A 25,265-nucleotide genomic window follows, 5' to 3' on the forward strand; every position below is an offset into this window, starting at 1 on the left:
CCCCGCCTCGGATAGAGGGGGTCACGATGGCAGGGATGCTCCCGCGGCAAGCCAGGAACCTCCCTGACCTAAAGTGGACACCATGACAAGCAATCCTTTTGACCCGACCCAATGGCAGCCCGTAGCGGGCTTCGAGGACCTCACCGACATCACGTATCACCGCCATGTTGGCACGAAGCGTGCCGACGGCATCGTCCGCATTGCTTTTGACCGTCCCGAAGTGCGCAATGCTTTCCGCCCCCACACCGTGGACGAGCTCTACCGCGCACTTGACCACGCCCGGCGCACACCCGATATTGGCAGCATTCTCCTCACCGGCAATGGACCTTCTGAAAAGGATGGCGGCTGGGCATTTTGTTCCGGTGGTGACCAGCGCATTCGCGGCCGCTCCGGCTACCGCTACGCTAGTGGCGAGACCGCTGAAACTGTAGATGAGATGCGTACCAAGGCCGAAGGCGGCCGACTGCACATCCTTGAAGTGCAACGACTCATCCGCACGATGCCGAAGGTGGTTATCGCAGTGGTCAATGGCTGGGCGGCCGGCGGTGGACATTCACTCCACGTAGTGTGTGACCTCACCATCGCGTCCCGTGAGTATGCAAAGTTCAAGCAAACCGACGCTGATGTCGGATCCTTCGATGCCGGCTATGGATCCGCCTACTTGGCAAAGATGGTCGGGCAGAAGTTCGCCCGCGAGATCTTCTTCCTCGGCCGGACCTACGATGCTGAGACGATGCAGCGCATGGGCGCGGTCAACATCGTTGCCGATCACGCCGAACTGGAAGCTGAGGCAATCCAAGTTGCCCGCGAAATCAATGGCAAGTCCCCCACCGCCCAGCGCATGCTGAAGTTTGCTTTCAACCTCACCGATGACGGGCTCATGGGTCAGCAGGTGTTCGCAGGTGAGGCCACCCGCCTTGCCTACATGACCGATGAGGCCGTGGAAGGAAAGAACAGCTTCCTGGAGAAGCGGGATCCGGACTGGTCAGAGTTCCCTTACTACTATTAGTGCTTGGCGAGCGGACGGTGCGAACCTGCTGGGGGCTCCGTGCTTTTCGACGGCAAGTCCCCCTCCGCAATCTCAACTACAACTTCCTTTGAGGTTTCATCAGCCAGCTGCTCCCGGATTTCTTCGGCCTGCTCTTCAGTGAAATCGACCGACTCATCCTCGACCAGTTCCTGCGCAACATCCAGGACGATGGTCTCCCGCAGGGAGTCTTCCTCCGCAGGGGATTCTGCCACCACCTTCTTCAGCTTGCGGGCATGCTTCTTGGTGAACACTTTTCCTGGATGCAGCTTGCGCGCCACAAGGGAGCGCATGGTGTCACGACGCTCGATTTCAGCGTCGATGCGCGAGCGCCCGCGTGCATAGGCTGCCAGCAGCACCACAATAAGCAGTATGCCCAGGTAGCCGAGGAGCGGGTAGAGGAAGGAGACCAGAGTCTTAAAGCCGACGAAGCTGAGGACGAAGCCGATCAAGCTCATCGCGATGTACACCTTGAGGAAGTTCTCTGGCTTGTTGGCGGTGATGCGACGCGACATGGAGTAGAACATTCCGATAGCGGTGTTGTAGATCATGCCGTAGATGACCACTGCCATGATGTTGCCGAGCATCGGGTTGACGTGGTCAACCAACGCGAGGGTCGGCATGTCCTCTTTACCCACGATCGGCAGGGAAACCCACAGGGAGACAACCAGCCCAACCAGGAGGACGCCGTAGATCACGCCGCCGATGAGTCCGCCCCAACCAGCCGCTTTGGTGTCGTAGTGTGCGCCGCCGATAACGATGCACATAGAGGCACCCACGATGATGGTGAAGCCGACGTAGTTCGCGAAGGAGACCCACCAGTTCGGCAAGGCGGTTTCCACCTGCGCGGAGTACGGCTGGAGAGTACTGAGGTCCGCCGGAGCGTCGCGGAGCGCGAAGAACATGGCCAAGGCCAAGAAGATAATGATGAAGGGCGTGAAGGCGCCAATTACTTGGCTCACCTTGTCTACGTCGAGGAATCCGGTAGCAATCACCAATACCAACATGATGAGCGCGCCCGCCCACATCGGCAGTCCAAATTGCTGCTCCAAGTTGGCACCTGCACCTGCGAACATGACAAATCCGACGGAGAAGAGAGTGAGCATGATGCCGACGTCGAGAAGCCTAGCCAAAACCGGATAGGTCACCTTGTTAAAGACCGCCGTGTGCTCGTTCGCCAAGAAGAAGGAACCGAACTTCAGCACGATCATGCCGGTGATGGACAGCAGGATCGCTGCGATCACTGCGCCAGCGATGCCGTAGCCTCCGAAAGCCGCGAAGAACTGGATGGCTTCCTGCCCCGACGCGAAGCCGGCACCGACCACCACTCCAACGAATGCCATTGCAATACTAATGGACTTCTTAAGCACAACTATTCCTTTTGTAGGGTGACGTACAGATGTTCCGGACTTATCCGGACATTGCGCCACAGATCACATTCCACAATAGGATTAGCTATTTCCTCACGCACATTTGATACGTCACAAACAGGTAACGTACCTGGGGTTTTAGCTCGAACCGCCAGTTCCATTAGCTGGGCCAACGCTGGAAATTTCCTGCCTTTATAGGTCAAATTCACAAATGTTACCCAACGTTAACCGAAACAGTCCCCAGGTAGCTGCGAAGGACAATACAGCCACAGCCTAAACTTGGAGCGGTGAGCACCCAGATCCTCGAGCCCCTCGTCATCCCGGCAGACAATCCTCTCCCTGTTCTTGATGCCCTGGAAAGCGCCATCGCGGGTGAGCGATCGCTGCTGCCGCTGCCGGAGAAGGATCTTGGCAGGCAGGCGACGCTCCGGGCGTCGCAACGCGCTGGCGAAGCGATCACAGCTACCGCACTGGTCATGGCCACCTCCGGCAGCACAGGCGTGCCCAAGGGTGCCCAGCTGACCCCGGTGAACCTTGTCAGTTCGGCCGATGCGACCCACCAGTTCCTCGGGGGCGCGGGACAGTGGCACCTAGCTTTGCCGGCACACCACATCGCGGGCATTCAGGTACTGGTACGCAGCCTGATCGCTGGGATCGAACCCTCTTACCAGGATGTCAGCCAAGGTTTTGACCTCACCGACTTCGCCGTTGCAGCTGATGAACTCGCACGGACCGGGGACCGTAGCTACACCTCTCTGGTCCCGAATCAGCTCACCAAAGCAATGGAGCACCTCCAGGGCATCGAGGCACTGCGACTTTTCGACGCGGTGCTGGTAGGGGGCGCGCCGGTGACCAAAGATACGCTGCGCGCGGCTCGCGAGCTGGGAATCAACGTGGTGACTACCTACGGATCCTCCGAGACTGCCGGGGGCTGCGTATACAACGGGCGCGCGATCCCCGGCGCGCACATCCGCCTCGTTGGCGAAAGGATTCACCTCGGTGGGCCGATGATCGCAGCAGGTTACCGGAACGCCCCGGATCATGAAGCCTTCGCCGAACCAGGCTGGTTTTCCACCTCGGACTCCGGAGTACTGGACAATGGCATTCTGAAAGTGACCGGGCGGCTCGATAATGCCATCATCACCGGCGGACTCAAGATCCACCCCGAGGTTGTGGAGGAAGCTCTGCTCAACGTTGCTGGAGTAACTGGCGCGTGTGTGGTGGGCGTGCCGGATGCGCGACTTGGTCAGCAAATCGTGGCAGCTTATACAGGCGACCTCTCCCCAGCCGGGGTGATTGAGGGACTCGATGACTTACAGCGCTGGCAACTGCCACGGCAGCTGCTCCACCTCGATGAGATGCCACTGATCGGGCCTGGCAAGGTGGACCGAAAGAAGGTCGAACGCCTGCTGGGTTAGTCCTCCTGCGCAGAGCTTTCGCGCAGCTGCTGTACGTCTTGCTCCGTGTACACCTTTTTGATCTGCTCATCATTGCCACCCATCAGGGTGTTTCCCACTACTAGCGCCCCAACCTGTGTGGACGGGATGACTGCGAAGTGGCGCGGCTGGGCGTACACCTGACGAATTGGGTGCCCTGAGCGTAGCGCGCAAACATGCAGCCACACATCATCAGCGCGTGGGGTGAGCTTCATGAACTCATCGCCCTTGTCGACGACATAAGAGATGAACGTCGGCGGATAGAGCACTCCCGACACTCCGGTAGCAAAATGCAGGTAGCTAGCGTTGCACGTGTCTACAGCACTCCATTTTGCGTAGGGCATCATTGCGCCATCTCGCAGTTCAATGCGGTGCGCCCGGTAAGCGATCACCACGTCATTGCGCAGCTCGCCGATGAACAGCAGGTTTTGCAAAAACCATTCGGGGTAGATCATGTCGTCGTCGACTGTCGCGACGAGCTTGCCACTACCGACTACTTCGCGAAACTGCCCCCAGTACTTAGTGTGCGGCCCATAACGCCCATCCGAGCACTTGACCTGCAGTCCACGCTTAATCAGGCGCTGCAGGGATTCGGGGTACTCGCTATGAAAGTCAGGCTCGTCGAGCCACAGCACTATCGGGGCTTTCACATAGCCCCGAGCGATCGACTCCAGCGTCAGATACACCTTGCTGAGTCGCCTGCCATGCGTGGTCAAAGAAATGATGACCTCGCCTTCCTGCGGGATCCTAGTGCGGGAAAGATGATTCGCGAGCCACAGCGGAATGATGCGGAAACACGTCAGGAAAAAGCTGGCAATCTGCCCAACTACGTATCCAACCCACATCATTACTGGCGCCACGTCCTTTAACTGTTTTTAGTGCTGATATTTTTCTCACCCTACCGCTTTGACCCGAAACCCACCCCTCAACGCTGCCTGGCTGCCAGGGGGCAGGCATGATAGAAGCCATGCATGATTCTCATTCCGCAACCGCTTCCGACTGGTGGGAAGCCGCCCGCCCGCACACGTGGGCTAATGCGTTTGCGCCGGTCATCGCCGGTTCCGGCGCTGCTGCCTACCATGGGGGTTTCAGTTGGTGGCGGGCGCTGCTCGCAGCTGTGGTGTCCTGGGCGCTTATCATCGGTGTGAATTACGCCAATGATTACTCTGACGGCATCAAAGGCACCGATGAAGACCGCACTGGCCCGTTGCGGCTGACAGGTTCCGGGCTAGCGGCGCCGGCTTCCGTTAAGCGCGCGGCTTTTCTCTCCTTCGGCGTCGCCGCGGTTGCTGGAATTGCGTTGTCGCTGGCTTCAGCATGGTGGTTCATCGTTATCGGCGCGCTGTGCATTGTGGCTGCCTGGTTCTACACCGGCGGGAAGAACCCCTATGGTTACCGGGGCCTCGGCGAGGTGGCGGTGTTTACGTTCTTCGGTCTGGTGGCGGTGTGCGGTACGGAGTTCACCCAGGCGGGCCGCGTCAGTTGGGCTGGCTTTGCGACGTCGATTGCCGTCGGAGCCATCTCTGCGGCCGTCAACTTGGCCAACAATCTGCGCGACATCCCTTCGGACACCGAGGCCGGCAAGATTACGCTCGCCGTCCGCCTCGGGGATGCGGGAACGCGGAGGCTGTGGCTCTTTCTCGCGAGCTTGCCTTTGCTCGCTTCGGTAGTTCTGGCCGCATTAGCCACCCCGTGGGCATTGGCCGGAGTGTTGGCATTTGCCCTATTGATCCCAGCCTCGCAGCCCATCCGCTCGGGAGCGACGGGCCCCGCCTTGATTCCCGTTTTAGGGCTCACGGGCCGGGCAATGCTGGCTTGGTCGGTGTTGACCGGGCTGGCGTTAGCGTTCGGATAGTTCCTTTTTCACCCAAGCTTTGTGCGCTTTCCGCTGGGTATCCCACTGCGCGATTTCATCGTTGACACGTAGTCGCAGGTTCTTGAATACGAACATGGACAGCGGGAATGCCAGCAAGAGGCCCAGCAGGGAGGAAATTAGCAGCGGGACAGGCGCTCCGATAAAGTAGGCCGTGTATTGAATAATAAGGGTGAGCACGACGAACAGCGCCAGGCGTGCAAGCCCATATAGTGCGATGTCTCGCCAGGCTCGGTTGCGCAAATCCCTGTCGAGAGTTGGCTCTCCGGTTGTGGATCTTTCTTCTGCAGTCACAGCTTTGACCATACTAGAGGCGCGGTAGGGAGTTATCCGATGGGACGCCTGTTACTTTTCCTTTTGATCGTGGCTGCCGTCGTGCTGCTATGGAAGGCCTTCGCCCCTACCGCTTTGGGTGGTGCGCAGCAGCGTCCACAGCCTCCGATGATTAAGGGCCCGGACGACGACGAAGACTTCCTATGGCGTTTGGAAAAGGAGCGCTTTAAGCAGCGCCGCGAAGAAGAGCGTCGGCGTGAAAAGGAACAACGCCCGGAAGATGAGCGCGAACCTTAGATCCTGCTTGATCGATTCTTTTTCGCAGACATTTCCACAGTAGGATCTAAATATGACAACACTGGCTACCGCCATGAATCCGCTCAATACCACTAACAATGTTGGTGAGCTTCGCCCAGTGTCTGATAACCCTGACTTCGACCACATCGTGGACGTGTTTAAGGCGCTGGCTGACCCCACTCGACTCCGACTCCTCCACCTGGTGGCCCAAAAGGGGTGTGAAAACGTGTGCGGCCTGGAGCTTTCCGAAGCTCTCGGGGTATCCGCACCGACCGTCACGCATCACATGAAGAAGCTCATCGCGGTCAATTTGGTCAAGCGTGAACAACAGGGCAAGTGGGCGCAATACAGCGTCAACGAGCGACTATTCACGTGCATTGAGACCCTTGCCTCAGACATTATCAAGTAGGCCACTTCACTAGTTCGAGTGTTCTATTCGAGTGCGTTTACTGCTTTCCACCAAATCTGCTTTAGCTCTTGTGTTCTATATTTTTTGAGGTAAAATAGGAGGTAGAACAGGGGGAAAGCATGAGCCATATCGTTTCGGCAGCAGTGGCTATTGATGCAGCGCTTAACGACGCCACCGACCTTTCCAACTTCCCTGATCTCATTGACCTGAAGGAAAAAATTGCACGACTGGAAACACAGTTAGCACGGGGGCATGAGGTGCACGAGCTCTGCAGCGCGGGAGTCCCGAGAGATCAAGCCCGGGTAACTGTGCTGCGCTCGGAGCATGATTGGCGAGACAGCGTTCCAGTAGCCCACCAGGACAACATCCTCGGCGCCCTCCATCAGCTATCTGCAGCCTCCACCCGCAGAGATGCCATCTACGAGTTGGCAGCCGATGCGGCAGAAGACTACAGCCCGTGGCAAACACTCAAATACACGCGTGAGCTCGTCCGCCGGGAAAACGAACGCCTGTCCAAGGATCCCTTTGAGGCAGTTCGGCAACGCAAGCTGCGGCTCCATTCGCAGGACGAGCACGGGGGCTGCCGGTTGAACGGCTACCTGCCTGCAGCTCCCGCGGCCTTGATGCGCTCGCTGATGGATATCGCTTTCAAGCATGCCGCCGACCACAGTGACGCGGATGATCTACGTACTGTAGATCAACGCAACGCTGATGCTTTCGCCGAAGTACTCAAGATGGCCAGCAGCAAACGAATCTCCGACACTGGGCACGCTTCCCTCATCATTTCGGCGACCACTTCGGACGAGATGGATTGGCGTACCAAGTTCGCCACGAACACTGACATTGATCTCTCGCTCTTCGACATCGAGATGCTCGCTGGCGACCGGGTCTCCGATTACATCGTTGTCCATGACGCTAAGGGAGCCGCAGGCACCCTCTACCACTGTGGCCGGCACGCAAACTTCTGGCAGCGGATCGCGCTGATCGCCCAAGAGTTGGTCTGCCAATACCCCGGCTGCGATGTGCACGCCGGTAGATGCGATGTCCACCATATTCACCCTTGGTCGAAGAACCGGCGTACCGACCTCAACAACCTTGCCCTGCTCTGCCGCAAACACCACCGCCTTGTCGACGACGACTGGTTCGGAGCCCATATTGAAAAATGGAGCGGCCAATCACACTGGGTGGATGAAAACGGCCAGTGGAACCGGAACAATTCCCCTGCGGCAAACCGCGCCGCCGGCAGCCGAATCAGGAGCGATTAAGCACCTGTAGCAGATAGTCCCCATATCCTGAGGACTGGAGTTCCCGTGCCCGCTCCTGCAGCTGCGCATCGGTGATGTACCCCATGTGCCACGCCACTTCTTCTGGTGCGCTGATCTTAAGTCCCTGTCGCTGTTCAATGGCCCGAACATAGTCCCCCGCAGCCATCAGCATATCCACCGTTCCGGTGTCCAACCACGCCGTACCACGCGGCAGCACCTGCACCTGCAGCTTGCCCCGTTCCAAGTAGACATTGTTGATGTCCGTGATCTCTAGTTCCCCGCGCGCGCTCGGTTCCAGTGTCCGCGCGATCTCCACCACGTCATTGTCATAGAAATACAGACCTGGAACCGCATAGTTGGATTTCGGATCAGCTGGTTTTTCCTCCAAGCCAGTCGCCCGACCGCGCTCATCAAAGGACACCACGCCATAGGCGCTCGGGTCTGCGACCCAATAAGCAAAGATTGCCCCACCATCGATGTGTTCGAAGCGTCGCAACTGCGTGCCCAGGCCCGGCCCATAGAAGATGTTGTCCCCAAGCACCAGCGCCACTGAATCATCACCGATGTGTTCAGCGCCCAAGATGAAAGCTTCCGCCAAGCCACGCGGAGCATCCTGTGTTTTGAAGGTCAAGCGGATGCCGAACTGGGAGCCGTCGCCAAGCAAGCGCTCAAACTGTGGGCGATCCTCCGGCGTGGTGATGATCAAAATGTCCTGGATGCCGGCCAGCATCAGTGTGGACAAGGGATAGTAGATCATCGGCTTGTCGTAGACGGGAACCAGTTGCTTAGAAAGCCCGAGGGTAATCGGGCGCAACCGGGAGCCAGTGCCGCCGGCGAGAATTATGCCCTTCACGCGCCGGCTTCCATGTTGGCGAGCGCCCAACCGTCACGCAGCATGTTTTCGTATTCCTCGCATGCCTCAAAGGACGGCAGCGGAGCATCCGCAAGGGCGGGCGCGGTCTTGTCTTTCTCGGAAAGGATATAGTCCGCCTCCGGCCACTCAACCCCGACGGTCGGGTCGAAGGGATCGAAACCGTGCTCCGTGTTCGGGCGGTACTCCGCCGAGGTCAGGTACGCGACGGTGGAATCCTCCAGTGCCAAGAAGCCGTGGGCGATGCCGACCGGCAGGTAAAGGCTCTTGCGGTTCGCAGCGGTCAGCTCCACGGCCGCCCACTTCAGGTAGGTGGGCGAGCCGACACGCACGTCCACCGCCACGTCGAGGATCGCGCCGCTCAGGCAGGAGACAAACTTCGCCTGCCCCGGCGGTACGTCGGCGAAGTGGAACCCGCGCAGCACGCCCTTCTTGGAGGTGGAGATGTTGGACTGTTGTAGATCAAAGGGGAATCCCAACGCTTCCTCGAACTCCGACGCCTTGAACCATTCGTTAAAGGCGCCCCGCTCATCGACGATGACCTTCGGCTCGGAGACGAATAGGCCGGGGATATCTGCAATCGCGCGCAACATGGGTCTTAGTCTAATACGCGCTCAATCTTCGCGTAGGCCTGCTCTGCCTCCGCACGCGAACCGGCCCACCAGGTCGGGTTATCCCGGTACCAATCAATGGTCTCCGCTAGGCCTTCCGCGAAAGACCGCTCCGCTCGCCACCCGAGAGCCCGCGTAGAAGAAGGATCGATTGCATATCGTCGGTCATGCCCCGGCCGGTCACTCACGTGTACAAAATCGCCGGATTCCCGCCCGAAAGCTGCATTCAATGCTTCTACGACCTGCCTGTTGGAGCGTTCCCCATCAGCACCAATGAGATATGTCGAGCCGATTTCACCCTGCTCAATGATGTGCCACACGGCATCGTTGTGGTCATCCACATGGATCCAGTCCCGGACGTTGCAGCCGTCGCCATACAGCCGAGGCTTTTCTCCGGCCAATAGTCCAAGGATCTGCCGCGGAATGAACTTCTCCGGGTGCTGACGCGGGCCATAGTTATTGGAGCAGTTGGAAATCGTCGCCGCCAGCCCAAACGACCGCACGAACGCCCGCACCAGGTGATCGCTGGCAGCCTTCGAAGCCGAATAAGGGCTACTCGGGTTATAGGGTGTGGTCGGGGTGAAGCGGGCTGGATCGTCGAGAGCCAGGTCGCCGAAGACTTCATCCGTGGAGATGTGGTGGAAACGGACGTCGTAACGCGCGGCGGCCTGCAGCAGGTTCGCGGTGCCTTCGACGTTGGTCTTGATGAACTTCATCGGGTCCCGCAGGGAATTGTCGTTGTGGCTTTCGGCAGCGAAGTGCACCACTAGGTCGGCGCGAGCAAGAAGCTTATCGACGTCCGAAGTGATGTCCCCTTTCACAACCTCAATATCCAGACCGTCCAGATTCGCAGGATTGGCTGCATAGGTAAAGGCATCCAGGACCGTAACGTTCGCGTCTGGGCGCTGGGCCAGAGTGCGGTGAACAAAATTGGATCCGATGAAGCCGGCGCCGCCGGTTACCACTATGCGCATGGCTACCTAGTGTAATGAACCATCAATGTTCAGCGGTCTGCGCCGCGGCTTTGGACTTCGCGCCAACAGAATAGCGCAGTAACGCTGACAAGCAGCAGACTCTTGATAAGAATCAGGGAGACGTTCCCCTGATTTTCCAGATCCATGACTGTGCTTAACAAGATCAACGTCATTTTAGAAACAAAATGGAGCACAGTAGAAGCAGCAATTCCTTGCGAGAACATCGCTACCAGCGCAAAGCACAAACCCGAAGTTAGATAGCCCAGCCAAGGTACGACGTTGCTTGGCGCGTGGATAAGGGCAAAGAGTGGCACAGGAAGAAGGAACGCCACCCACCGGTTAGATGTCCAGTATCCGATGACCTGAAGACTAGCTCCTCCGCCCATGCCATCACTGGGGCAGATAACAGGGTCAGCGCAAGTAAACCTACCTCCGGAGTTTCGGAAGGATCAAAAGCAATTGCGCACCCAACATAAACGAGCACTGCGACCGGCAGAGTCACTGTAAGAGCGCGGAGCGCTGCTCGCCAGTTGAAGCGACCGGTGATGTCGAGGAGCTGCCGAACTTTCCTACCGCCACCGAGACGTGTGGCTAAGTAGAGTGCAGGAAGGAAAGCGATGAAGGCCGTCCATGCACTGACCTGGTCAGACCATTGCGCCTCTATAGATCAAGCGTGATCATCAAGCCAAAAAAGAAAATCAGGAAACTGAAAACTAAAATCGCGCCTTCAGCGATGCTTCTTCGGCGCGGGGAATCCGTGGACCGCCGTGCAAGTAGGTGAAAACTAGTCAGTCAGTAGACATGGGTACGAATTTTAGCAGCGGTGCACCAGTCCCGCCGCCCCGGCTGTGTCGCTAGTTTAGCCCTGCGTAGGAGTGCAGGCCGGACACGACCATGTTGATGAAGAAGAGATTGAACACCATCATGCCGAAGGCCACGATGTTGATCCACGCTACGGCAGTGTTCTTCCAGCCGGAGGTCGCACGGGCGTGGAGGTAGGCGGCATAGAGGATCCAGGTGACCAGGGAGATGGTCTCCTTGGGGTCCCAGCCCCAGAAACGCCCCCAGGCAGATTCCGCCCAGATGGCACCCAGGCAGACACCAAGGCCGAATATCGGAAGCGCCCAGACTGCGGCTTTGTAGGCGAGGCCGTCAAGAGTCTTCGCCGATGGCAGCGGACGCACAATCGCACCGAAGAAACCCTTTTCCGAGCCTTTCGGCTGATACATACGCAGCACGTAAAGCAAGGACGCCATGCCGGAGATCATGCCCACACCAGCGCCGATGGACACTGTGGAGACGTGGATCGGGAACCAGAAGGATTGTAGTGCGGGGACAACTGGCGCAGATTCCGCGTAGAGCTTCATGCCACCGTAGAACAGCAATGCAATGACCGGGGTGAGCACCCACGGCCACATAGCTCGTAGCTCGCGCCGTTGAATCACCCAGGCAGCGATGGACATGGCAACGAGGGTCACCATCGCGACGTACTCATACAGGTTGCCGAAAGGGAAACGGGAGGCGGACATCCCGCGCAGCACCACCGAGGCAGCGTGGATAATAATAGCCAGCCAGATCAGGGACTGGGTCATACCCGCAAACTTCTCAGCCGAAGGATTAGGCTGCTGCTTTTCGACGCCCGTGGCCACATTGGGCCCACCGGAGCCAACCAGCTCACGCGCAGGCTCATCTCTAAGCAGTACCTGGGACTGCTTCACGTAGTAGACGATAGACATGAGCAGGGCAAACACATAGACAACGAAGGCTGTCCTGAAGCTCATGTTTGAAAAATTGGCGAACGTCTGATTGACCGGCATGTCGTCTTCTTTCTCCCTAATCCAACTTTCGATGGATACGCAAACCATACAGGTCAGCATGGCGGCGGTTCAAGTTCTATTCCACATCCGGCTCCGGCAATCCCAGCAATGTGCGATGAATACGGTCATACTCGTCGCCCCAACCTGCGCGGTCGGTGCGGGCTAGGCCGGCGGTCTCAATCAAGGTGCCCGAACCAGACTCGGACAGGCGCACCCAGATGCGACGGCGCTTCACGAACAGCGAGCCGACCAATCCGCCGAGCGTAATCAGGGTGGTCACCAGCACCCAAAGTTGGGTGGGATCGTGGCTGATCTGCAGGTTGGCAAACTCGTTGGCGCCTTCGAACTTCACCACGGTGCCGTCGTCAAGCGTCACAGTCTCGCCGACCGCCATATTGACGCGTTCAATTTTCTGCAGCGCACCGGTGTGCAGCAGCGTCGGGTCGAGGGAAAATAGGGACTGCCCACGGCCGGAGTCGAGGCCTGCATCGCCACGGTAGATGTCGATGGCAACGGCTGGGTCCTTCATCGCTGGGTACGCCGAGGACAATAGTTGTCCGGTCTCCCCTGTCCACTGTGCGGTAGGGGCGAACAAGCCCTGGATCGCGATGCCCTTGTTGCGACGCTCCTGCAGATCTGGGTACATACCCGCCGGCGGGTCGAAGCGCATGACGCCGGAGGACAGGAAGAACGTCGGATCATCTGGCCGGAACTGGATCATCTGGGTGCGGGTTTCACCATTGGGCCAGGTGACGGTGAATTTAGGAGCAAAACCGTGACCCTGCAGGTAAACGCGGTCGCCGCCGATGCGCAGGGGATGGTTCACCCGCATGGTGTATTCATCCCATTCGGAATGGGGTTTGAACATGTCATCGCCCACCGCATAGTCCACGTTGGAGGTGAACATCTTGGCTTGGCCGTTCGGCAGATAGTCTGCCGTGAAATCCTTAACGTTTACGCAGTAGGGGTTGAGCTTGGTGCCGTCGACAAGCGTGCCGGCACGGAAGGAGTCAAAGTTCGCGACGGCAGTGTTGCAGAACTCGGAGTTTTCCGCGCCCGCCACCACGATGGCCTGGCCTTCGTAGTACACCATTTTGCCTGCACCGATCGTGGCCAAAACTCCCACGAGGCCGAGGTGGAAAACCAGGTTGAATAGCTCGCGCGCGTAGCCCCGTTCTGCGGCGAAGGAACGCTTGCCGTCGCGATCTTCCGCGGCGGAGTACTCGGCCACTCGCCAACCCTTGAGCGTGGCACGGACCTCGTCCGATACCTGCGCTAGCGACTTATCGACGACGCCTGCCCCATGATGCGGTAGCCGCTCCAAATTCTTCGGCGCGCGAATCGGCTGCGTTTTCCACGCCTTGTAATGCTCCCAAGAGCGCGGCAAGATACAGCCGATCAGAGAGACAAATAGCAGCACATAGATGGCCGTGAACCAGGTGGAGGAGAAAACGTCGAAGAGCTGTAGCTTGTCATACCACTGTGCGAGCTGGCCGTTGGCCTGGATGTAGTCATTGACCTTGGATTCGTTCAGGGAACGCTGCGGCAACAAGGCGCCGGGGATGGCGCCGATGGCGAGGACGAACAGCAACGTCAGCGCGGTGCGCATGCTGGTCAGCCAGCGCCACGCCAGCAACGGAATTCTCTTGAACATGTGACTCCTAGATCGGTGTGTAACCGAAGTTGACGGTCCACTGTCGAACAACATTAATGAACACGCTCCACTGACCACTAACCAGCGCCAGCCCCACGATGATGAGTGCTACCCCGCCAATGAGTTGGATAGTGCGCGAGTGCCGACGCAACCACCCAACACCGTGCATCGCCTTCGCCGACCCCAGGGCAACCACTAGAAACGGCAGCCCAAGCCCCAGACAATACGCGATGATGAGGAGCACGCCGCGGGCCGCCGTCATCCCAGCAGTGCCCGCCGACACCGAGATAATCGCTGCAAGAGTGGGACCCAGGCAGGGGGTCCAGCCAAGCGCAAACACTCCGCCGAGCAGCGGGGCGCCGATCCACGTGGATAGGCGCTTCGGCTGCATACGGGTATCCCTATCCAGCGCCGGAACCATTCCCATGAATGCGAGCCCCATCACGATGGTGACAATGCCACCGATACGCTGCAGCAAATCCTGATTCAAAGTCAACGCAGATATCGCACCGAACACAGTAGCTGTGGCCAGGACAAACACCACGGTGAAACCGAGGACGAACAAGCTGGCAGCGCCAGCAACACGCCACCGCCCCCGCTTCGCGACGACCGGCCCCTGCTTCTCATCCAGTTCCATATCGCTGCCCACAACACCGGCAAGATAGGACATGTAGCCCGGGACCAAGGGCACCACGCAAGGACTGGCAAAGGAAACCAATCCTGCTATTGCCGCAACAAGCATACCGAGCAGAAGAGGCCCACTAGCAGCGACTTCGGCAAATTGTGAACCCATCTACGCCTCGTCGATAAGCGGCAGGGTGACTTCTAAGACATCCTTGGCCGTGACCTCGCGGAGGAACACCGCGGCTGGGCGATGGTGCTTGTCAAGCACGATAGTGGTCGGAATAACCGAGGCAGGCATTCCACCCAATGCGGCGGCGGTCTTGAACGGTGGATCGTACAGCGACGGATAGGTCATGCCGTTGTCCACCATGAAGTCGCGAGAAATTTCCCGCTGGTAATCCTTCACGTTCACGCCGAGGACAGTACCTTTACCGGTTTCCTGCAGTTTCTCATGCACTTCTTGCATATCATCCGACTCGGAGCGACATGGTCCACACCATTGCCCCCAGGCGTTCAGCACCACGACCTGGCCTTCATAGTCCTTGAGATTGATGGACTGGCCGTCCGCAACGCCCTCGCCGGAGAATTCCTTGACCGGCTTACGCTCATCCTGCGGATAAGTAATGTCAGTCTGACCTCCCGGTGCGATGAAGGTGAAAGTACCGCCAATAGCAACAGCGTCTTGCCCGGCGGTGTCACTGCTTGAGCAGCCCGCCAGGGACAGCGCCAGGCAGGCTGCGATAACTGCGCGCTTCATTTAGATCCCCTGCGCCGGCTCGGAATAGTACATGTCGGTGATCTGATCATCCTGGAAGACCAGGGAAGTCAGGGAGGCGAGTTCACACTGGCGCATCGCCGGGTTGTGTGCCAGGGAGAGGCCTTGGATACTGCGCTGGATCATCACGATCGGCAGCTGGTGTGTCACCATGACGGCTTCGTGCCCTTCGGCGGCTACGCGACCTCGCTCAATGGCGTCCATCATGCGGGCTTCGATGACATCGTAGTGTTCTCCCCAGCTGGGCAAGGATGGGTTCTTCATCAATGGCCAGCGCACTGGGTTCCAGAGCTGCGATTTCCAGGACTTCACCCGCAGCCCTTCGTAGCGGTTGCCCGCCTCGAGCAATCCCTTATCAATGTCCACATCTAGCCCCAGCTCGCGGGAGAGCGGAGCTGCAGTTTCCTGGGCACGCTGCAGCGGAGAAGCCGCGAGGTAGGTAATGTCATGATCCTTCAGGGCCTCGGCTGCAGCAGCCGCCATGTCATGACCGCGGGAGCTTAAGTGGTAGCCGGGCAGCCGCCCGTACAAGATGCGATCCGGGTTGTAAACCTCACCGTGCCGCAGCAAGTGAACGATAGTGGTGCTCATGAATTAAGAGTCCTTCTTTGCTGCGGCAGCTGCCTGAGCTGCCGGGATGAGGGCGGCTTCGATGCGCTCGAAGTCATTGTCAGTCAGCGCGCTAGAAACGAACCAAGTCTCAAAGGCACTTGGGGATCCGAACACACCGTTATCCAGCAGGGCGTGGAAGAAGCCCGGGAAGCGGAAGGTGTCCGCTGCCTTCATGTCGGCGAAATTATGGCCCTCGCCCTCGGCGAAGCGAATGGACAGCATGTTAGAGGCGCGCTGGATGTGGTGAGCCACGCCCTCGCGGGTCAGCGCCTCAGCAAATAGGCCGGCAAGACGGTCCGCGTTAGCGTTCACAGTCTCATACACCTCCGGGGTAGCCAGCTGCAGGGACTTCATTCCGGAAGCCATGGCGACCGGGTTTCCCGACAGCGTACCCGCCTGGTACACGGGACCGTTCGGCGCGAGGTATTCCATGATGTCCTTGCGTCCACCGAACGCAGCAGCAGGAAGACCACCAGAGATGACCTTGCCGAAGGTGGTGAGGTCACCGGCAACCTTATCGACGCCGAACCAACCGGAGTATGAGGTGCGGAAACCTGTCATAACCTCATCCATGATCAGCAGCGCACCGTGCTCATGAGCGATGTCCTTCAGACCCTGGTTGAAGCCCGGCTTCGGGGCGACAGTGCCCATGTTCCCTGCAGCGGCTTCGGTGATCACAGCAGCAATCTCGCCGGGGTGCTGCGCGAAGGCTGCGCGGACAGCCTCGAGATTGTTGTACTCCACGACGATGGTGTCACCCGCGGCGGCACCCGTCACGCCCGGGGAGTCCGGCAGGCCAAAGGTGGCCACGCCACTGCCTGCCGACGCCAAGAGTGCATCCACGTGACCGTGGTAGCAGCCGTCGAACTTGATGATTTTCGGGCGACCAGTAAAACCACGTGCCAAGCGCACTGCAGACATGGTGGCCTCGGTGCCGGAGTTAACGAAGCGCACTTCATCCACGCTGGTACGGGCCACAACCATCTCCGCGAGTTCTACCTCACCGACGGTCGGAGCGCCATAGGAAAGGCCGTTGACGGCGGCGTCCTGAACGGCCTGCACGATCTCCGGGTGTGCGTTACCCATGAGCATCGGTCCCCAGGAGCAGAAGAGGTCGACGTATTCGTTGCCGTCGACGTCGATAAGCGTGCTGCCCTTCGCCTGCTTGATGAAGCGGGCTTGACCGCCGACGGAGCCGAACGCACGGACCGGCGAGTTCACTCCTCCCGGGGTGAGGGCTAGAGCGCGGTCAAACCATTCGGCCGACTTCGCGGTGTTTGCTGAGGTAGGCACAGACATATCGATTCCTTAATGTGAAAATTTCAGGCCGATGACGCCACCGAGGATCATCGCAATAAACAGTACCTTGAGCGGCGATACCGCCTCCTCGCCGGCGACGAAGGCGTAAGCAACGGTGAGCGTAGCGCCCATTCCGACCCACACCGCATAGGACGTGCCGACCGGAAGCTGCTTCATCGACCACGCCAACCCACCCATCGAAAAGGCGCAGGCCAGCACAAAAACGATGCTCGGAAGCAACCGCGTAAACCCCTCAGAACGCGACAACGCCACAGCCCACACTGCCTCAAAACAGCCGGAAAGAATCAGAATGAGCCAAGGCATGACGTCCTCCAAGTTCGCGCAGCTTATAGCGCCCTACCCTATCCAAAAGTTGTAGACGCGGGCAAACGCGGGGCAGCCGTGCGCATCCACGAGACAACATCAGTGATTAAATTCTCATTCGCTAGGAACTTTTGCAGCCAATAATTTAAATTTGACGATAGATATATAACACACCCAGCCGTAAGGCTGTCCCACATCACACGCGATACCCCAAGGACGCACAAGTGAAGACCACCCTAAAAAAATCGCGGCAGCAATGGCCGTTACTGCCACCGCAGCAATGAGCCCCGTCCCCGCAGGCGCACAAGCTCCTGAGACCACCACCGAGGACGAGTTAGCACCTCAGATATCCCAGTTGCGACATCCTTCCGAACGGGACATCTACGATGTCGACACCTCTAACTGGGACTTCTCAGAGCCCGGCATGAACAAAAACAGCATCGACAACCACTACTACGAAGACAAACTCCCCACCGACGATCCAAAGCCGGAGATTATCGAAGGACAAATGCGCTCGGATCGCATGGACATTCCAGGCGAAGTGGACAAAAAAGAAGCCGACGAAGCAGAAATACAAGAAACACACGAATTAGGCATCTACCCAGCAGGCGAACAACCCCGCGTTAACACCTTGGCCGCCGATAACTGCCGATCCTACTGGCCCACCACCCACCAGGTCTGCGGAGCCATCCGATTTTGCAACAAAACTGGCAGCAGCTCACGAAAAGACTCCCAACAACCCAACTGAATCGAAGCTGATGGACGAGTTCAATAACATTACCGGAATTCACACCGGACTTCGCAACGATGGCAACCCATCCGAAATCCAGTCTGTCTGCCTCGGGTACGCTCAAACTGCAAAAGTCACTGTTGATCCTGCTGCTGAATTTCCGAACTCCACCGCCAATAGCCTAATAATTTTGCACGAATGAATTCCCTTCCGCACCCCCCCATTTCCTTCCGGGAAAAACCGGATATCCAAACAACACAGTTCTTCGTTTCTCAGGCTACTGAACATCCTCGACTGGGGAACGCTGGCCTTGTTTGTGCTGCTTTCAACCGTACTCACGCTACTTGCAGGAGACTGGAATCTATTCGGACGCAATATTGATGATTCCCATAGGGCAATAGCCTTCATTGGGGCGGGTTTATTTCTAATTCCAGGAGTTGGTTACTGTGTACTGCGAAATTTTTCCAATGCTAGGCACCAACCACCCGCACTGTCACGATTGACCATTTTGACCTGTATCGTCGGTTTAATCTGCACCATACTTTCTTGCATGTGGCATTCTCGAGACTTTAACAACTCACAGAACGAGCTCGTTCAAGCTATTAGTGACATACAAAGTAGAGGAACAGGGTGGCGCGAAGTGTACGGTTTCGAATCACCAAGAAACATCGGCCGTCTTGAGATATTTTCGATTGAATATACACGAGAAGGGCAAATTATATTTATCGATGCCGATCAATCTGCCTTATTTTCAATTTCTGGATGGATCTACAACGAAGAAGCGGACGTCCTACCATTGGAGTCATTTCGTGTTAATCACATAACTGGATCTTGGTACACCTTTGACGCGGACTAGCTAAATTCCGGAGCATGCGATTAACCGTGAATAAAGTAAAGCCTCCGATGAAGCGCTTTGCCGTCTCGGGACGCTAAGCACCAAATCGACCAGGCGTAGTGAAATCTGAATAGCAAAAATACTGGCAATTCGACCTGCCATAGGACGTCCGATTGCCCAAGCAGCCGGCAACGACGCCGTCGACGCCAACGAGTCCGGCCACACGGACACCACCCCCGCGCACGCAGCCGTAATGTTGGATAGATCGACGTAGGAGCACAGTAATCCGCCTGTTCGTATTTTGGGTGCGCAACTAGTCTCGGTACAGGCTCTAGAGGCCTGGCTGGTACAAAATGTAAGCTGCGGAACATTATCTTCCGCGAACCAAGACCTTACGGACGAACTACTAATGAGTGTCAACGCTGCTACCATGTGCCGCACCATCAAACTCGATGTCACCATCTTCCAGGCTGAAGCCGTCCCAGTGCCTGTTACCTGTCCCTTACGCTTCGCGAAGGGCAAGCTTCGTGCTCACATCACCGATGAACTTGACGATCTGCCTGTGGTGGGATTCCTCACCCGCCTGCGCCTACGCGTCTCACGGTTCACTTGCTCCAACGCGTGGCAAGAGATCGAATGAGTGTACCCGCCACCACAAAGCCCTGGGACAGGGTTGGGAATTGGTCGACAAGAGCCAATGTTGATGTCTGCAGTGAGGCTCTCGATGACAGCCCCAGTCACTTCAAGCGAGGTTAAGGGTACTCGGGATCGATGAACATGTGTGGCGACACACCCATCAGCCCGGTGAGCCATCCGTCCTATGGCACCGTGCTGTTAGATCTAACCTCAGTAATGGATTGCACCGGCCCGCCATGCCGTGAGACATAGTGCGAGGAAAACACTGACGGGCGCGTTCTAAGGGCCAATGCATCACTGCCACTATGTCTCAACGTACATTCATGAATTCAATGGATTCAAGGCTCTTAAATTCCACTTGAAAGGGTTTGGGAGATGGATTAACTTCCGAGACAACGGCCCTGTCCAGTTAGACACTAATCAACCGCCCCGCGGCCGCCCTGGCCCCCGCAATGACGGCCGGCACACCCACGCCATCGGCCCAGGCACCGGCAACCTCGATACCGTCAACGCCTGACAGTACCTCGCGTACGGCCGCCACCGTGGCCAAGTGGGTTTCGTCATAACATGGCAGCCCACCGAACCAACGCTGCACAAAGATCTCCGATAGGCCTGCTGCGCGACCATCGAATCCTGTGATCGCCTGCAGGTCATCCAAGGCATAGTCCACAAGGTCATCCTCGGAGGCACGCACGATGGCATCGTCCCCGAATCGTCCGAATGAAGCCCGCACGAGGGCGCCACCCCGCTCGGCTAGGTGCGGCCACTTCTTGGAGGACAACGTAAACGCCTTAGCATGCACTCCCGGCTCATCCAGCGCAATGAGGATGCCGGAGTTGTCTGGCAATCCTTCTGCGGAGTCGAACTTCATGCCCACCACGGCAGAAGATGCGAGCTTCACCTTCTTCAACTCGGCAGAAGCCTCCGGAGCCACGGTGCGCAGCTGCGCTGCTGCGGTCGGTGCCGGGGTAGCCACTAAGACGCGATCAAACGCGCCCTCGGCCTTCACCAAGGAGAACCCACCGGATACACGCTTAATCTCAGAGATGAACGCATCCAGGTGAATCCGCGCACCGGACTGCTCGGCCAGTTCCTCGTACATCTGGGCGTAGCCGTCCTGGAATGCCCCGAATACAGGCTTCGGCGCAGCAGTATCGGCAGCCTTACGCATGGCGGCACGCGCCTCGTCCAGCTTGGCGACGGCCCCGGAAAGAGTCACCTTCTCCCCAGCCGCCACCATCTTGTCAAAAGTCACCGCCAACTGTGGCACGGTCGCCCGGATGCCCAGGTCATCCGCGCTGCAGGAATACACCCCGCCCAGCAGGGAAGACACCACGTGATCGACCACGTCATCGCCGTAACGCTCCCGCACCAGCTGACCTACGGACATATCGCCACCCGGCTGCCAGTCGATGCCCGGCTGGTCGCTCTCGGCGTCGATACGCGCGGCAGTCTCAGCAGAGATCAAACCGTCGAGGCCCTCTGAAGTGGCGGGGATGCCCATGGCACCGCCCATCGGGATCGGATGCAGGGATCCCCCGCAATAGACGAGGGATTTCAGACCGGAGGGGCTAACGATGGCGTCGCCAAGACCGAGCTGCGTGAAGAAGTCCACGGCGTCCTTGCGGAAGGCCAGGAACGCCTCGGCCCCCATATCAGTGCGACCGGATTCAAAGGGGACAGTGTAGAGCTTGCCGCCGATGCGCTCGTCGGCCTCGAAGACGTCGATCTCGGCGTCTGGATCAAGCTGGCGCAGCTCATAAGCGGCGGTGAGTCCGGCAAGACCTGCGCCGATGATCGCGTACTTCATGGAAATGATCTCCTAAGAGTGAATAATCGAAACAGCTTCGGTGATGGCTTCCGGCGCGGTGTTCGGCAACACGCCATGCCCCAGATTAAAGATGTGCCCAGTGGCGTCCCCGACGGCAATCGCGCGGGCAGCTTCATCCTTGATCCGCTGGATCTCCTTAGTGAGCACGCTGGTGCCCGCGAACAGGATCGCCGGATCAAGATTGCCCTGCAGCACCTTCGCACCATTCTCACGGCGGATGCGCTCAGCGGCCTGATCCAGCGGCACGCGCCAATCTACACCCATGACTTCAGTGCCAGCAGAGCCCATCGCAGCCAGCAACTCTCCGGTGCCGACGCCGAAGTGGATGCGTGGAATCTCCTTAATAGATGCCAGGATCTCGGTGGAGTACGGCAGCACAAACTCGCGGTAATCGCGCTCAGTGAGGTAGCCCGCCCACGAGTCGAACAGCTGCATCGCGTCAATACCGGCATCCACCTGCGACTGTAGCCACCCGATGATCGTCGGGGTAAGGCGCTGCATCAGCTTGTGCCAGACCTCCGGCTCGGCGTGCATCATCGCCTTAGTCCTCTCATGATTCTTGCTCGGCCCGCCCTCAATCAGGTAGCTCGCCAAGGTGAATGGCGCTCCCGCGAAACCGATCAGGGCTTGACTGTCAGTCAGCTCGTCCAGGATGATCTGGATGCCCTCGCGCACCTCGGTCACCTCACGGTCCAAGATCGGCAGCTTATCGACGTCCGCTGCCGTGCGAATCGGGTCCTTTAACACCGGACCTCTACCAGGAACAATATCGATATCCAGGCCCGCCGCCTTCAGCGGCACCACAATATCGGAGAACAGGATCGCCGCATCCACATCGTGGCGACGCACCGGCTGCAGCGTAATCTCCGCGAGCAACTCCGGCATGAAACAAGAATCCAGCATCGGAATCCCCTCGCGCACCTGGCGGTACTCCGGGAGGGAGCGGCCGGCCTGGCGCATGAACCACACTGGCGTGCGGGATGGGGTCTTGCCAGCGATGGCGTCGAGCAGCGGGGCGTTCTTCAAAGAGCGTCGAGTCATGGCTTCCATTGTGCCCGAATATCAACCAAAAGTTGTAATTCTAAAACTTCCGCACCTGGTTTGAGCGAGCTTCAATCATGAAGGTGAAGCCGATGGTAAACAAGGTAGCTGCCATGGGGTGCAATAGGCCGGCGACTGCTGCGGTGATGACCACTGCGTTGTATGCCCACGCAACCATCAGGTTGCGGTCGACGAGGGCAGAGATCCGACGTGAAAGCACCATCATCTCAGAGACCACGCTAACGTCCTCGCGCAGCAGCACGACATCAGCCTCGGGCACATCCAGGCTGATATTTGGATCCATCAGCACGCCCACATCGGCGACATGCAAGCATTCGCGAACTCCTAGGTCGCCGACCATGGCCACGTTGTTACCTTGCGTATGCACGTTGCGCACCGCAAGGACTTTCTTCTTCAGCGCGATGCCCGCCAGCACGCGGGACATGCCGAGGGTATCTGCTAGCCGACGAGCAACTGGGTACATGTCACGCGTGATCATGATGGTTTCAATGCCCATGTCCTCGAGGGAGCCAATGGCATCAACCGCATCCTCTTTGTTGTCTTGCCGCAGGGTGATTACGCCACGCGCCTGTCCCTTCCAACTGACCACGATCGGGATGCCGCCGCTCACCGCCACATTGGAGAGCCTGCTAGATAGCCCCGAAAGGTCGTGGGGTCGTACCAGAGTGGCCTCTACTTGGCGGAGTTCTACCTCACCGTCGGAGTTCTTCATCGGGATTTCGATGCCGCCAGCAAAGTTGCCGTCCTCCCGCAAGTGTGGGTGACTCACCTCGATCCAGTGCGGAATATCCTCGCCACCAGTGCCAGCATCGCGAGCCTCACGGGCCGCACGTACCAGTGCTTTAGCCGAGGGGTGGTCGCTTTCCATCGACAGTGCGCCAGCAACGCGCAGCACTAGCTCCGGATTCTCGCCCTTTGCTACGGAGATCGTCTCCACGAACATGTCTTGCTTGGTGAGGATGCCCACGCGGTTGAAGACCACCGCGTTCACCTCGTCTAGCTCACGAATCACCTCGGCATTACGGACGAGGATGCCGTGCCGGGCGGTCTGTTCGATACCAAGTTTCATGGCTACGTTCGTGGATAGTGCGAGCGCCATCGGAGCCACACCAGCGAGGATTGCCAGCGCAGAAGCTACCGCAGCATTGATGTTTGCACCGATCAACCACCACAGTAGAAAGTCCACCAGGGCGATTCCTAGCGCCCACGGCACCAGCAGCGAGGCAGTACGCGTGGCTAGCTGCGCCGAGCGGTTCTGATAATGGGAGGCCTCTTTGACCCACCGGTGGATCGCCGCAAGACGAGTCTGCGAGCCTGTCTTCTGCACTCGGATCTTCAGCGGACCGCCTAGCAAAAAGCTGCCGGCATGCACGTTGGAGTTCACCTTCACGCGCTCAATGATGCCCTTGAAGTTCGAGAACATCCCCGGCTGGATCTCAGCTGCGCCACCAATCACGCGGCCGTCTACCGGAATGGTGGAGCCGCCGGGGACGATGATGTCATCGCCAACCCGGATCTCCTGCAATGGGATATCCACGTGTACTGACTTCGAGGTCGCCGGGTCCTTGCGCACCACAGTGACGGTTTTCAGCTCACCCCGCAGGTTCGCGTTGTACTCATCCATCAGATCTGGGCGGGAACGACGGATAAACAGGCTTCCGAGCAGCATAAACACTGTCACACCGCAGGAAACATCGAGGAAGAACTCGCCCTGCGCCATCCGGTTGTAGTTCAGCGCTAACCATTGTGGCTGGAAGCGCCAGCCCGGATCACCGGCCGGGGTAAAAATCAAGAGCACCACGGACCACACATAGGCGGCGAGCACGGCGGCGGAGCTAGCGGCGTCGAGAGCAGACATGCCGCGGCGCAACCCACCGGCGGTAGCGCGGTGGAAGGGCCACGCGCCCCACGTAACCACCGGCGTCGCAAAGGCAAGACATGCCCATTGCCAGTATGGGAACTGCAGTTCAGAAATGTAGGAAAGCAGAAAGACTGGCAGGCTCAGCAGCGCGCTCAGCAGCAAGCGTCGCTTGGTCAGCAGCTCCTTGGCCGTAAACAGGACCTCGGTTGGTTCTTCCTCGTGCACCCGCACCAGCTGGGTATCGCGCAGATTTCCGGCGCGTCGTGCGGCAAGGTCCGTACGCTCCTCCGCTTTACGACGCCTCTTGCGTGGAAGCCGCGCCGCCCGCAGTGCTAGCTTCGTCTGACCGCTTCGCAGCGGAACAGGTCGGCGGTTTTTCTGGTTGAGGCGCTCCGCGCGGCGGCGAAGCGAAGCGTTGGTGAGGTTAGCTTGCACCCCGAATTCAGCAAAAACCTGAATGATTCGGTCGGGCATAATGTCATCCGCGGCCGTGATCCAGGCAGTGGCGGACTCATAGACCACCGAAGCGCGCACGCCAGGGATGTGCTCCAAGGCTTCCTCGATATCCGCCACATGCAAGGCAGACTCCAGCCCTTCCAATTCCAGGGCAAAAGAGGTCGAAGCAGAGGCCTGTCGCCGCGCCAGGCGTACATGTGGCGACTCCTCGAGATCGCGGCCGCCACCAATGCCGACCTCGGCGGCAGCCTTCTTGGCTTCCGCAATGGCGGAATCCATCTGCTGTTGCGAGGAACGCAACTCTACTGGGCAATCAGGATGATCTACTTCACGTTCAGGCATG

At 58.5% G+C, this 25,265-nt stretch carries 25 protein-coding genes; 8 read left to right on the plus strand and 17 right to left on the minus strand.

Annotation, left to right across the window (positions count from 1 at the left end; translation table 11 throughout):
- Window positions 1–82 precede the first annotated feature (82 nt).
- Window positions 83–1,009 carry a 1,4-dihydroxy-2-naphthoyl-CoA synthase gene (locus WG936_RS03060; RefSeq protein WP_339572080.1) on the plus strand — a complete coding sequence of 309 codons (927 nt, stop codon included), beginning with the start codon at window positions 83–85 and terminating at the stop codon, window positions 1,007–1,009.
- Here WG936_RS03060 and WG936_RS03065 read toward each other — a convergent pair.
- Window positions 1,006–2,397: a YkvI family membrane protein gene (locus WG936_RS03065; RefSeq protein WP_339564351.1), complete on the minus strand. Its 1,392-nt coding sequence runs from the start codon at window positions 2,395–2,397 to the stop codon at window positions 1,006–1,008. The genes WG936_RS03060 and WG936_RS03065 overlap by 4 nt on opposite strands.
- A 287-nt stretch (window positions 2,398–2,684) precedes the next feature.
- Here WG936_RS03065 and menE point away from each other — a divergent pair, with 287 nt between their 5' ends.
- Entirely contained in the window at window positions 2,685–3,815 is a 1,131-nt protein-coding gene (gene menE, locus WG936_RS03070; RefSeq protein ID WP_339564352.1) for an o-succinylbenzoate--CoA ligase, read from the plus strand.
- On the opposite strand, the gene WG936_RS03075 is transcribed toward menE, so the two are convergent.
- Window positions 3,812–4,678 (minus strand): glycosyltransferase, encoded by an 867-nt coding sequence (locus WG936_RS03075; protein ID WP_339564421.1) that lies wholly within the window; start codon window positions 4,676–4,678, stop codon window positions 3,812–3,814. The genes menE and WG936_RS03075 overlap by 4 nt on opposite strands.
- Before the next feature lie 122 nt (window positions 4,679–4,800).
- On the opposite strand from WG936_RS03075, the gene WG936_RS03080 reads away from it, so the two are divergent.
- Window positions 4,801–5,688 carry a 1,4-dihydroxy-2-naphthoate polyprenyltransferase gene (locus WG936_RS03080; RefSeq protein WP_339572081.1) on the plus strand — a complete coding sequence of 296 codons (888 nt, stop codon included), beginning with the start codon at window positions 4,801–4,803 and terminating at the stop codon, window positions 5,686–5,688.
- Here the strand turns inward: WG936_RS03080 and WG936_RS03085 are convergent.
- Window positions 5,674–6,000 (minus strand): DUF4229 domain-containing protein, encoded by a 327-nt coding sequence (locus WG936_RS03085; protein ID WP_445227781.1) that lies wholly within the window; start codon window positions 5,998–6,000, stop codon window positions 5,674–5,676. The two genes, WG936_RS03080 and WG936_RS03085, sit on opposite strands and share 15 nt — an antisense overlap.
- 39 nt (window positions 6,001–6,039) lie before the next feature.
- On the opposite strand from WG936_RS03085, the gene WG936_RS03090 reads away from it, so the two are divergent.
- The 3 genes from WG936_RS03090 (at window position 6,040) to WG936_RS03100 (ending at window position 7,950) form a co-directional block, all read left to right on the plus strand.
- A complete protein-coding gene (locus WG936_RS03090; protein ID WP_339564355.1) occupies window positions 6,040–6,276 on the plus strand; it encodes a hypothetical protein in 237 nt (78 codons plus the stop codon).
- 52 nt (window positions 6,277–6,328) lie between these two features.
- Window positions 6,329–6,685 (plus strand): ArsR/SmtB family transcription factor, encoded by a 357-nt coding sequence (locus tag WG936_RS03095; RefSeq protein WP_339564356.1) that lies wholly within the window; start codon window positions 6,329–6,331, stop codon window positions 6,683–6,685.
- 119 nt (window positions 6,686–6,804) lie between these two features.
- Window positions 6,805–7,950 carry an HNH endonuclease signature motif containing protein gene (locus WG936_RS03100; RefSeq protein WP_339572082.1) on the plus strand — a complete coding sequence of 382 codons (1,146 nt, stop codon included), beginning with the start codon at window positions 6,805–6,807 and terminating at the stop codon, window positions 7,948–7,950.
- On the opposite strand, the gene rfbA is transcribed toward WG936_RS03100, so the two are convergent.
- The 11 genes from rfbA to WG936_RS03150 all read right to left on the minus strand — a co-directional run bounded on the left by rfbA (window position 7,937) and on the right by WG936_RS03150 (window position 17,511).
- Window positions 7,937–8,803 carry a glucose-1-phosphate thymidylyltransferase RfbA gene (gene rfbA / locus WG936_RS03105; protein WP_339572083.1) on the minus strand — a complete coding sequence of 289 codons (867 nt, stop codon included), beginning with the start codon at window positions 8,801–8,803 and terminating at the stop codon, window positions 7,937–7,939. The genes WG936_RS03100 and rfbA overlap by 14 nt on opposite strands.
- Window positions 8,800–9,414 carry a dTDP-4-dehydrorhamnose 3,5-epimerase gene (rfbC, locus tag WG936_RS03110; RefSeq protein WP_339564359.1) on the minus strand — a complete coding sequence of 205 codons (615 nt, stop codon included), beginning with the start codon at window positions 9,412–9,414 and terminating at the stop codon, window positions 8,800–8,802. Before rfbC ends, rfbA begins: the two co-directional genes overlap by 4 nt.
- A 5-nt stretch (window positions 9,415–9,419) precedes the next feature.
- On the minus strand, window positions 9,420–10,406 hold the full coding sequence (gene rfbB / locus WG936_RS03115; protein ID WP_339564360.1) for a dTDP-glucose 4,6-dehydratase: 987 nt from the start codon (window positions 10,404–10,406) through the stop codon (window positions 9,420–9,422).
- A 29-nt stretch (window positions 10,407–10,435) separates the two neighbouring features.
- A complete protein-coding gene (locus WG936_RS12245; RefSeq protein ID WP_445227782.1) occupies window positions 10,436–10,792 on the minus strand; it encodes a CPBP family intramembrane glutamic endopeptidase in 357 nt (118 codons plus the stop codon).
- A 468-nt stretch (window positions 10,793–11,260) separates the two neighbouring features.
- Window positions 11,261–12,223, minus strand: a complete 963-nt coding sequence (gene ccsB, locus WG936_RS03120; RefSeq protein ID WP_339564361.1) for a c-type cytochrome biogenesis protein CcsB — start codon at window positions 12,221–12,223, stop codon at window positions 11,261–11,263.
- Window positions 12,224–12,299: 76 nt separating this feature from the next.
- Entirely contained in the window at window positions 12,300–13,877 is a 1,578-nt protein-coding gene (locus WG936_RS03125) for a cytochrome c biogenesis protein ResB (RefSeq protein ID WP_339564362.1), read from the minus strand.
- A 7-nt stretch (window positions 13,878–13,884) separates the two neighbouring features.
- A complete protein-coding gene (locus WG936_RS03130; protein WP_339564363.1) occupies window positions 13,885–14,670 on the minus strand; it encodes a cytochrome c biogenesis CcdA family protein in 786 nt (261 codons plus the stop codon).
- Window positions 14,671–15,258: a TlpA family protein disulfide reductase gene (locus WG936_RS03135; RefSeq protein WP_339564364.1), complete on the minus strand. Its 588-nt coding sequence runs from the start codon at window positions 15,256–15,258 to the stop codon at window positions 14,671–14,673.
- Window positions 15,259–15,867, minus strand: coding sequence for a histidine phosphatase family protein (locus WG936_RS03140; RefSeq protein WP_339572084.1), 609 nt, complete (start codon window positions 15,865–15,867; stop codon window positions 15,259–15,261).
- Window positions 15,868–15,870: 3 nt separating this feature from the next.
- Window positions 15,871–17,187 carry a glutamate-1-semialdehyde 2,1-aminomutase gene (gene hemL / locus WG936_RS03145; protein WP_339572085.1) on the minus strand — a complete coding sequence of 439 codons (1,317 nt, stop codon included), beginning with the start codon at window positions 17,185–17,187 and terminating at the stop codon, window positions 15,871–15,873.
- Between the two features lie 9 nt (window positions 17,188–17,196).
- Window positions 17,197–17,511 (minus strand): DMT family transporter, encoded by a 315-nt coding sequence (locus WG936_RS03150; RefSeq protein ID WP_339564367.1) that lies wholly within the window; start codon window positions 17,509–17,511, stop codon window positions 17,197–17,199.
- Window positions 17,512–17,767: 256 nt separating this feature from the next.
- Between WG936_RS03150 and WG936_RS03155 the strand changes: the two genes are divergently transcribed.
- Both WG936_RS03155 and WG936_RS03160 read left to right on the plus strand, forming a co-directional pair.
- Window positions 17,768–18,259 (plus strand): hypothetical protein, encoded by a 492-nt coding sequence (locus WG936_RS03155; RefSeq protein WP_339572086.1) that lies wholly within the window; start codon window positions 17,768–17,770, stop codon window positions 18,257–18,259.
- A gap of 1,226 nt (window positions 18,260–19,485) precedes the next feature.
- Window positions 19,486–19,716, plus strand: a complete 231-nt coding sequence (locus WG936_RS03160) for a hypothetical protein (protein ID WP_339564425.1) — start codon at window positions 19,486–19,488, stop codon at window positions 19,714–19,716.
- A 405-nt stretch (window positions 19,717–20,121) separates the two neighbouring features.
- On the opposite strand, the gene WG936_RS03165 is transcribed toward WG936_RS03160, so the two are convergent.
- From WG936_RS03165 to WG936_RS03175, 3 genes are read right to left on the minus strand one after another with little or no spacing between them, the layout of a single operon-like run.
- Window positions 20,122–21,522, minus strand: a complete 1,401-nt coding sequence (locus WG936_RS03165; RefSeq protein WP_339564369.1) for a protoporphyrinogen oxidase — start codon at window positions 21,520–21,522, stop codon at window positions 20,122–20,124.
- Window positions 21,523–21,534: 12 nt separating this feature from the next.
- Window positions 21,535–22,593 (minus strand): uroporphyrinogen decarboxylase, encoded by a 1,059-nt coding sequence (hemE, locus tag WG936_RS03170; protein WP_339564370.1) that lies wholly within the window; start codon window positions 22,591–22,593, stop codon window positions 21,535–21,537.
- Window positions 22,594–22,624: 31 nt separating this feature from the next.
- Window positions 22,625–25,264, minus strand: a complete 2,640-nt coding sequence (locus WG936_RS03175) for a heavy metal translocating P-type ATPase (RefSeq protein ID WP_339572087.1) — start codon at window positions 25,262–25,264, stop codon at window positions 22,625–22,627.
- Window position 25,265: the final 1 nt, after the last annotated feature.

Source organism: Corynebacterium sp. H127 (assembly GCF_037482665.1).
Taxonomy (GTDB): domain Bacteria; phylum Actinomycetota; class Actinomycetes; order Mycobacteriales; family Mycobacteriaceae; genus Corynebacterium.

Coding starts and splice junctions, on each gene's coding strand:
- WG936_RS03060 (WP_339572080.1), top strand. CDS start 83: ATGACAAGCAATCCTTTTGACCCGACCCAATGGCAGCCCGTAGCGGGC.
- WG936_RS03075 (WP_339564421.1), bottom strand. CDS start 4,678: ATGTGGGTTGGATACGTAGTTGGGCAGATTGCCAGCTTTTTCCTGACG.
- WG936_RS03080 (WP_339572081.1), top strand. CDS start 4,801: ATGCATGATTCTCATTCCGCAACCGCTTCCGACTGGTGGGAAGCCGCC.
- WG936_RS03090 (WP_339564355.1), top strand. CDS start 6,040: ATGGGACGCCTGTTACTTTTCCTTTTGATCGTGGCTGCCGTCGTGCTG.
- WG936_RS03095 (WP_339564356.1), top strand. CDS start 6,329: ATGACAACACTGGCTACCGCCATGAATCCGCTCAATACCACTAACAAT.
- WG936_RS03100 (WP_339572082.1), top strand. CDS start 6,805: ATGAGCCATATCGTTTCGGCAGCAGTGGCTATTGATGCAGCGCTTAAC.
- rfbC (WP_339564359.1), bottom strand. CDS start 9,414: ATGTTGCGCGCGATTGCAGATATCCCCGGCCTATTCGTCTCCGAGCCG.
- rfbB (WP_339564360.1), bottom strand. CDS start 10,406: ATGCGCATAGTGGTAACCGGCGGCGCCGGCTTCATCGGATCCAATTTT.
- WG936_RS12245 (WP_445227782.1), bottom strand. CDS start 10,792: ATGGGCGGAGGAGCTAGTCTTCAGGTCATCGGATACTGGACATCTAAC.
- ccsB (WP_339564361.1), bottom strand. CDS start 12,223: ATGCCGGTCAATCAGACGTTCGCCAATTTTTCAAACATGAGCTTCAGG.
- WG936_RS03125 (WP_339564362.1), bottom strand. CDS start 13,877: ATGTTCAAGAGAATTCCGTTGCTGGCGTGGCGCTGGCTGACCAGCATG.
- WG936_RS03130 (WP_339564363.1), bottom strand. CDS start 14,670: ATGGGTTCACAATTTGCCGAAGTCGCTGCTAGTGGGCCTCTTCTGCTC.
- WG936_RS03135 (WP_339564364.1), bottom strand. CDS start 15,258: ATGAAGCGCGCAGTTATCGCAGCCTGCCTGGCGCTGTCCCTGGCGGGC.
- WG936_RS03140 (WP_339572084.1), bottom strand. CDS start 15,867: ATGAGCACCACTATCGTTCACTTGCTGCGGCACGGTGAGGTTTACAAC.
- hemL (WP_339572085.1), bottom strand. CDS start 17,187: ATGTCTGTGCCTACCTCAGCAAACACCGCGAAGTCGGCCGAATGGTTT.
- WG936_RS03150 (WP_339564367.1), bottom strand. CDS start 17,511: ATGCCTTGGCTCATTCTGATTCTTTCCGGCTGTTTTGAGGCAGTGTGG.
- WG936_RS03155 (WP_339572086.1), top strand. CDS start 17,768: ATGGCCGTTACTGCCACCGCAGCAATGAGCCCCGTCCCCGCAGGCGCA.
- WG936_RS03160 (WP_339564425.1), top strand. CDS start 19,486: ATGAGTGTCAACGCTGCTACCATGTGCCGCACCATCAAACTCGATGTC.
- WG936_RS03165 (WP_339564369.1), bottom strand. CDS start 21,522: ATGAAGTACGCGATCATCGGCGCAGGTCTTGCCGGACTCACCGCCGCT.
- hemE (WP_339564370.1), bottom strand. CDS start 22,593: ATGGAAGCCATGACTCGACGCTCTTTGAAGAACGCCCCGCTGCTCGAC.
- WG936_RS03175 (WP_339572087.1), bottom strand. CDS start 25,264: ATGCCTGAACGTGAAGTAGATCATCCTGATTGCCCAGTAGAGTTGCGT.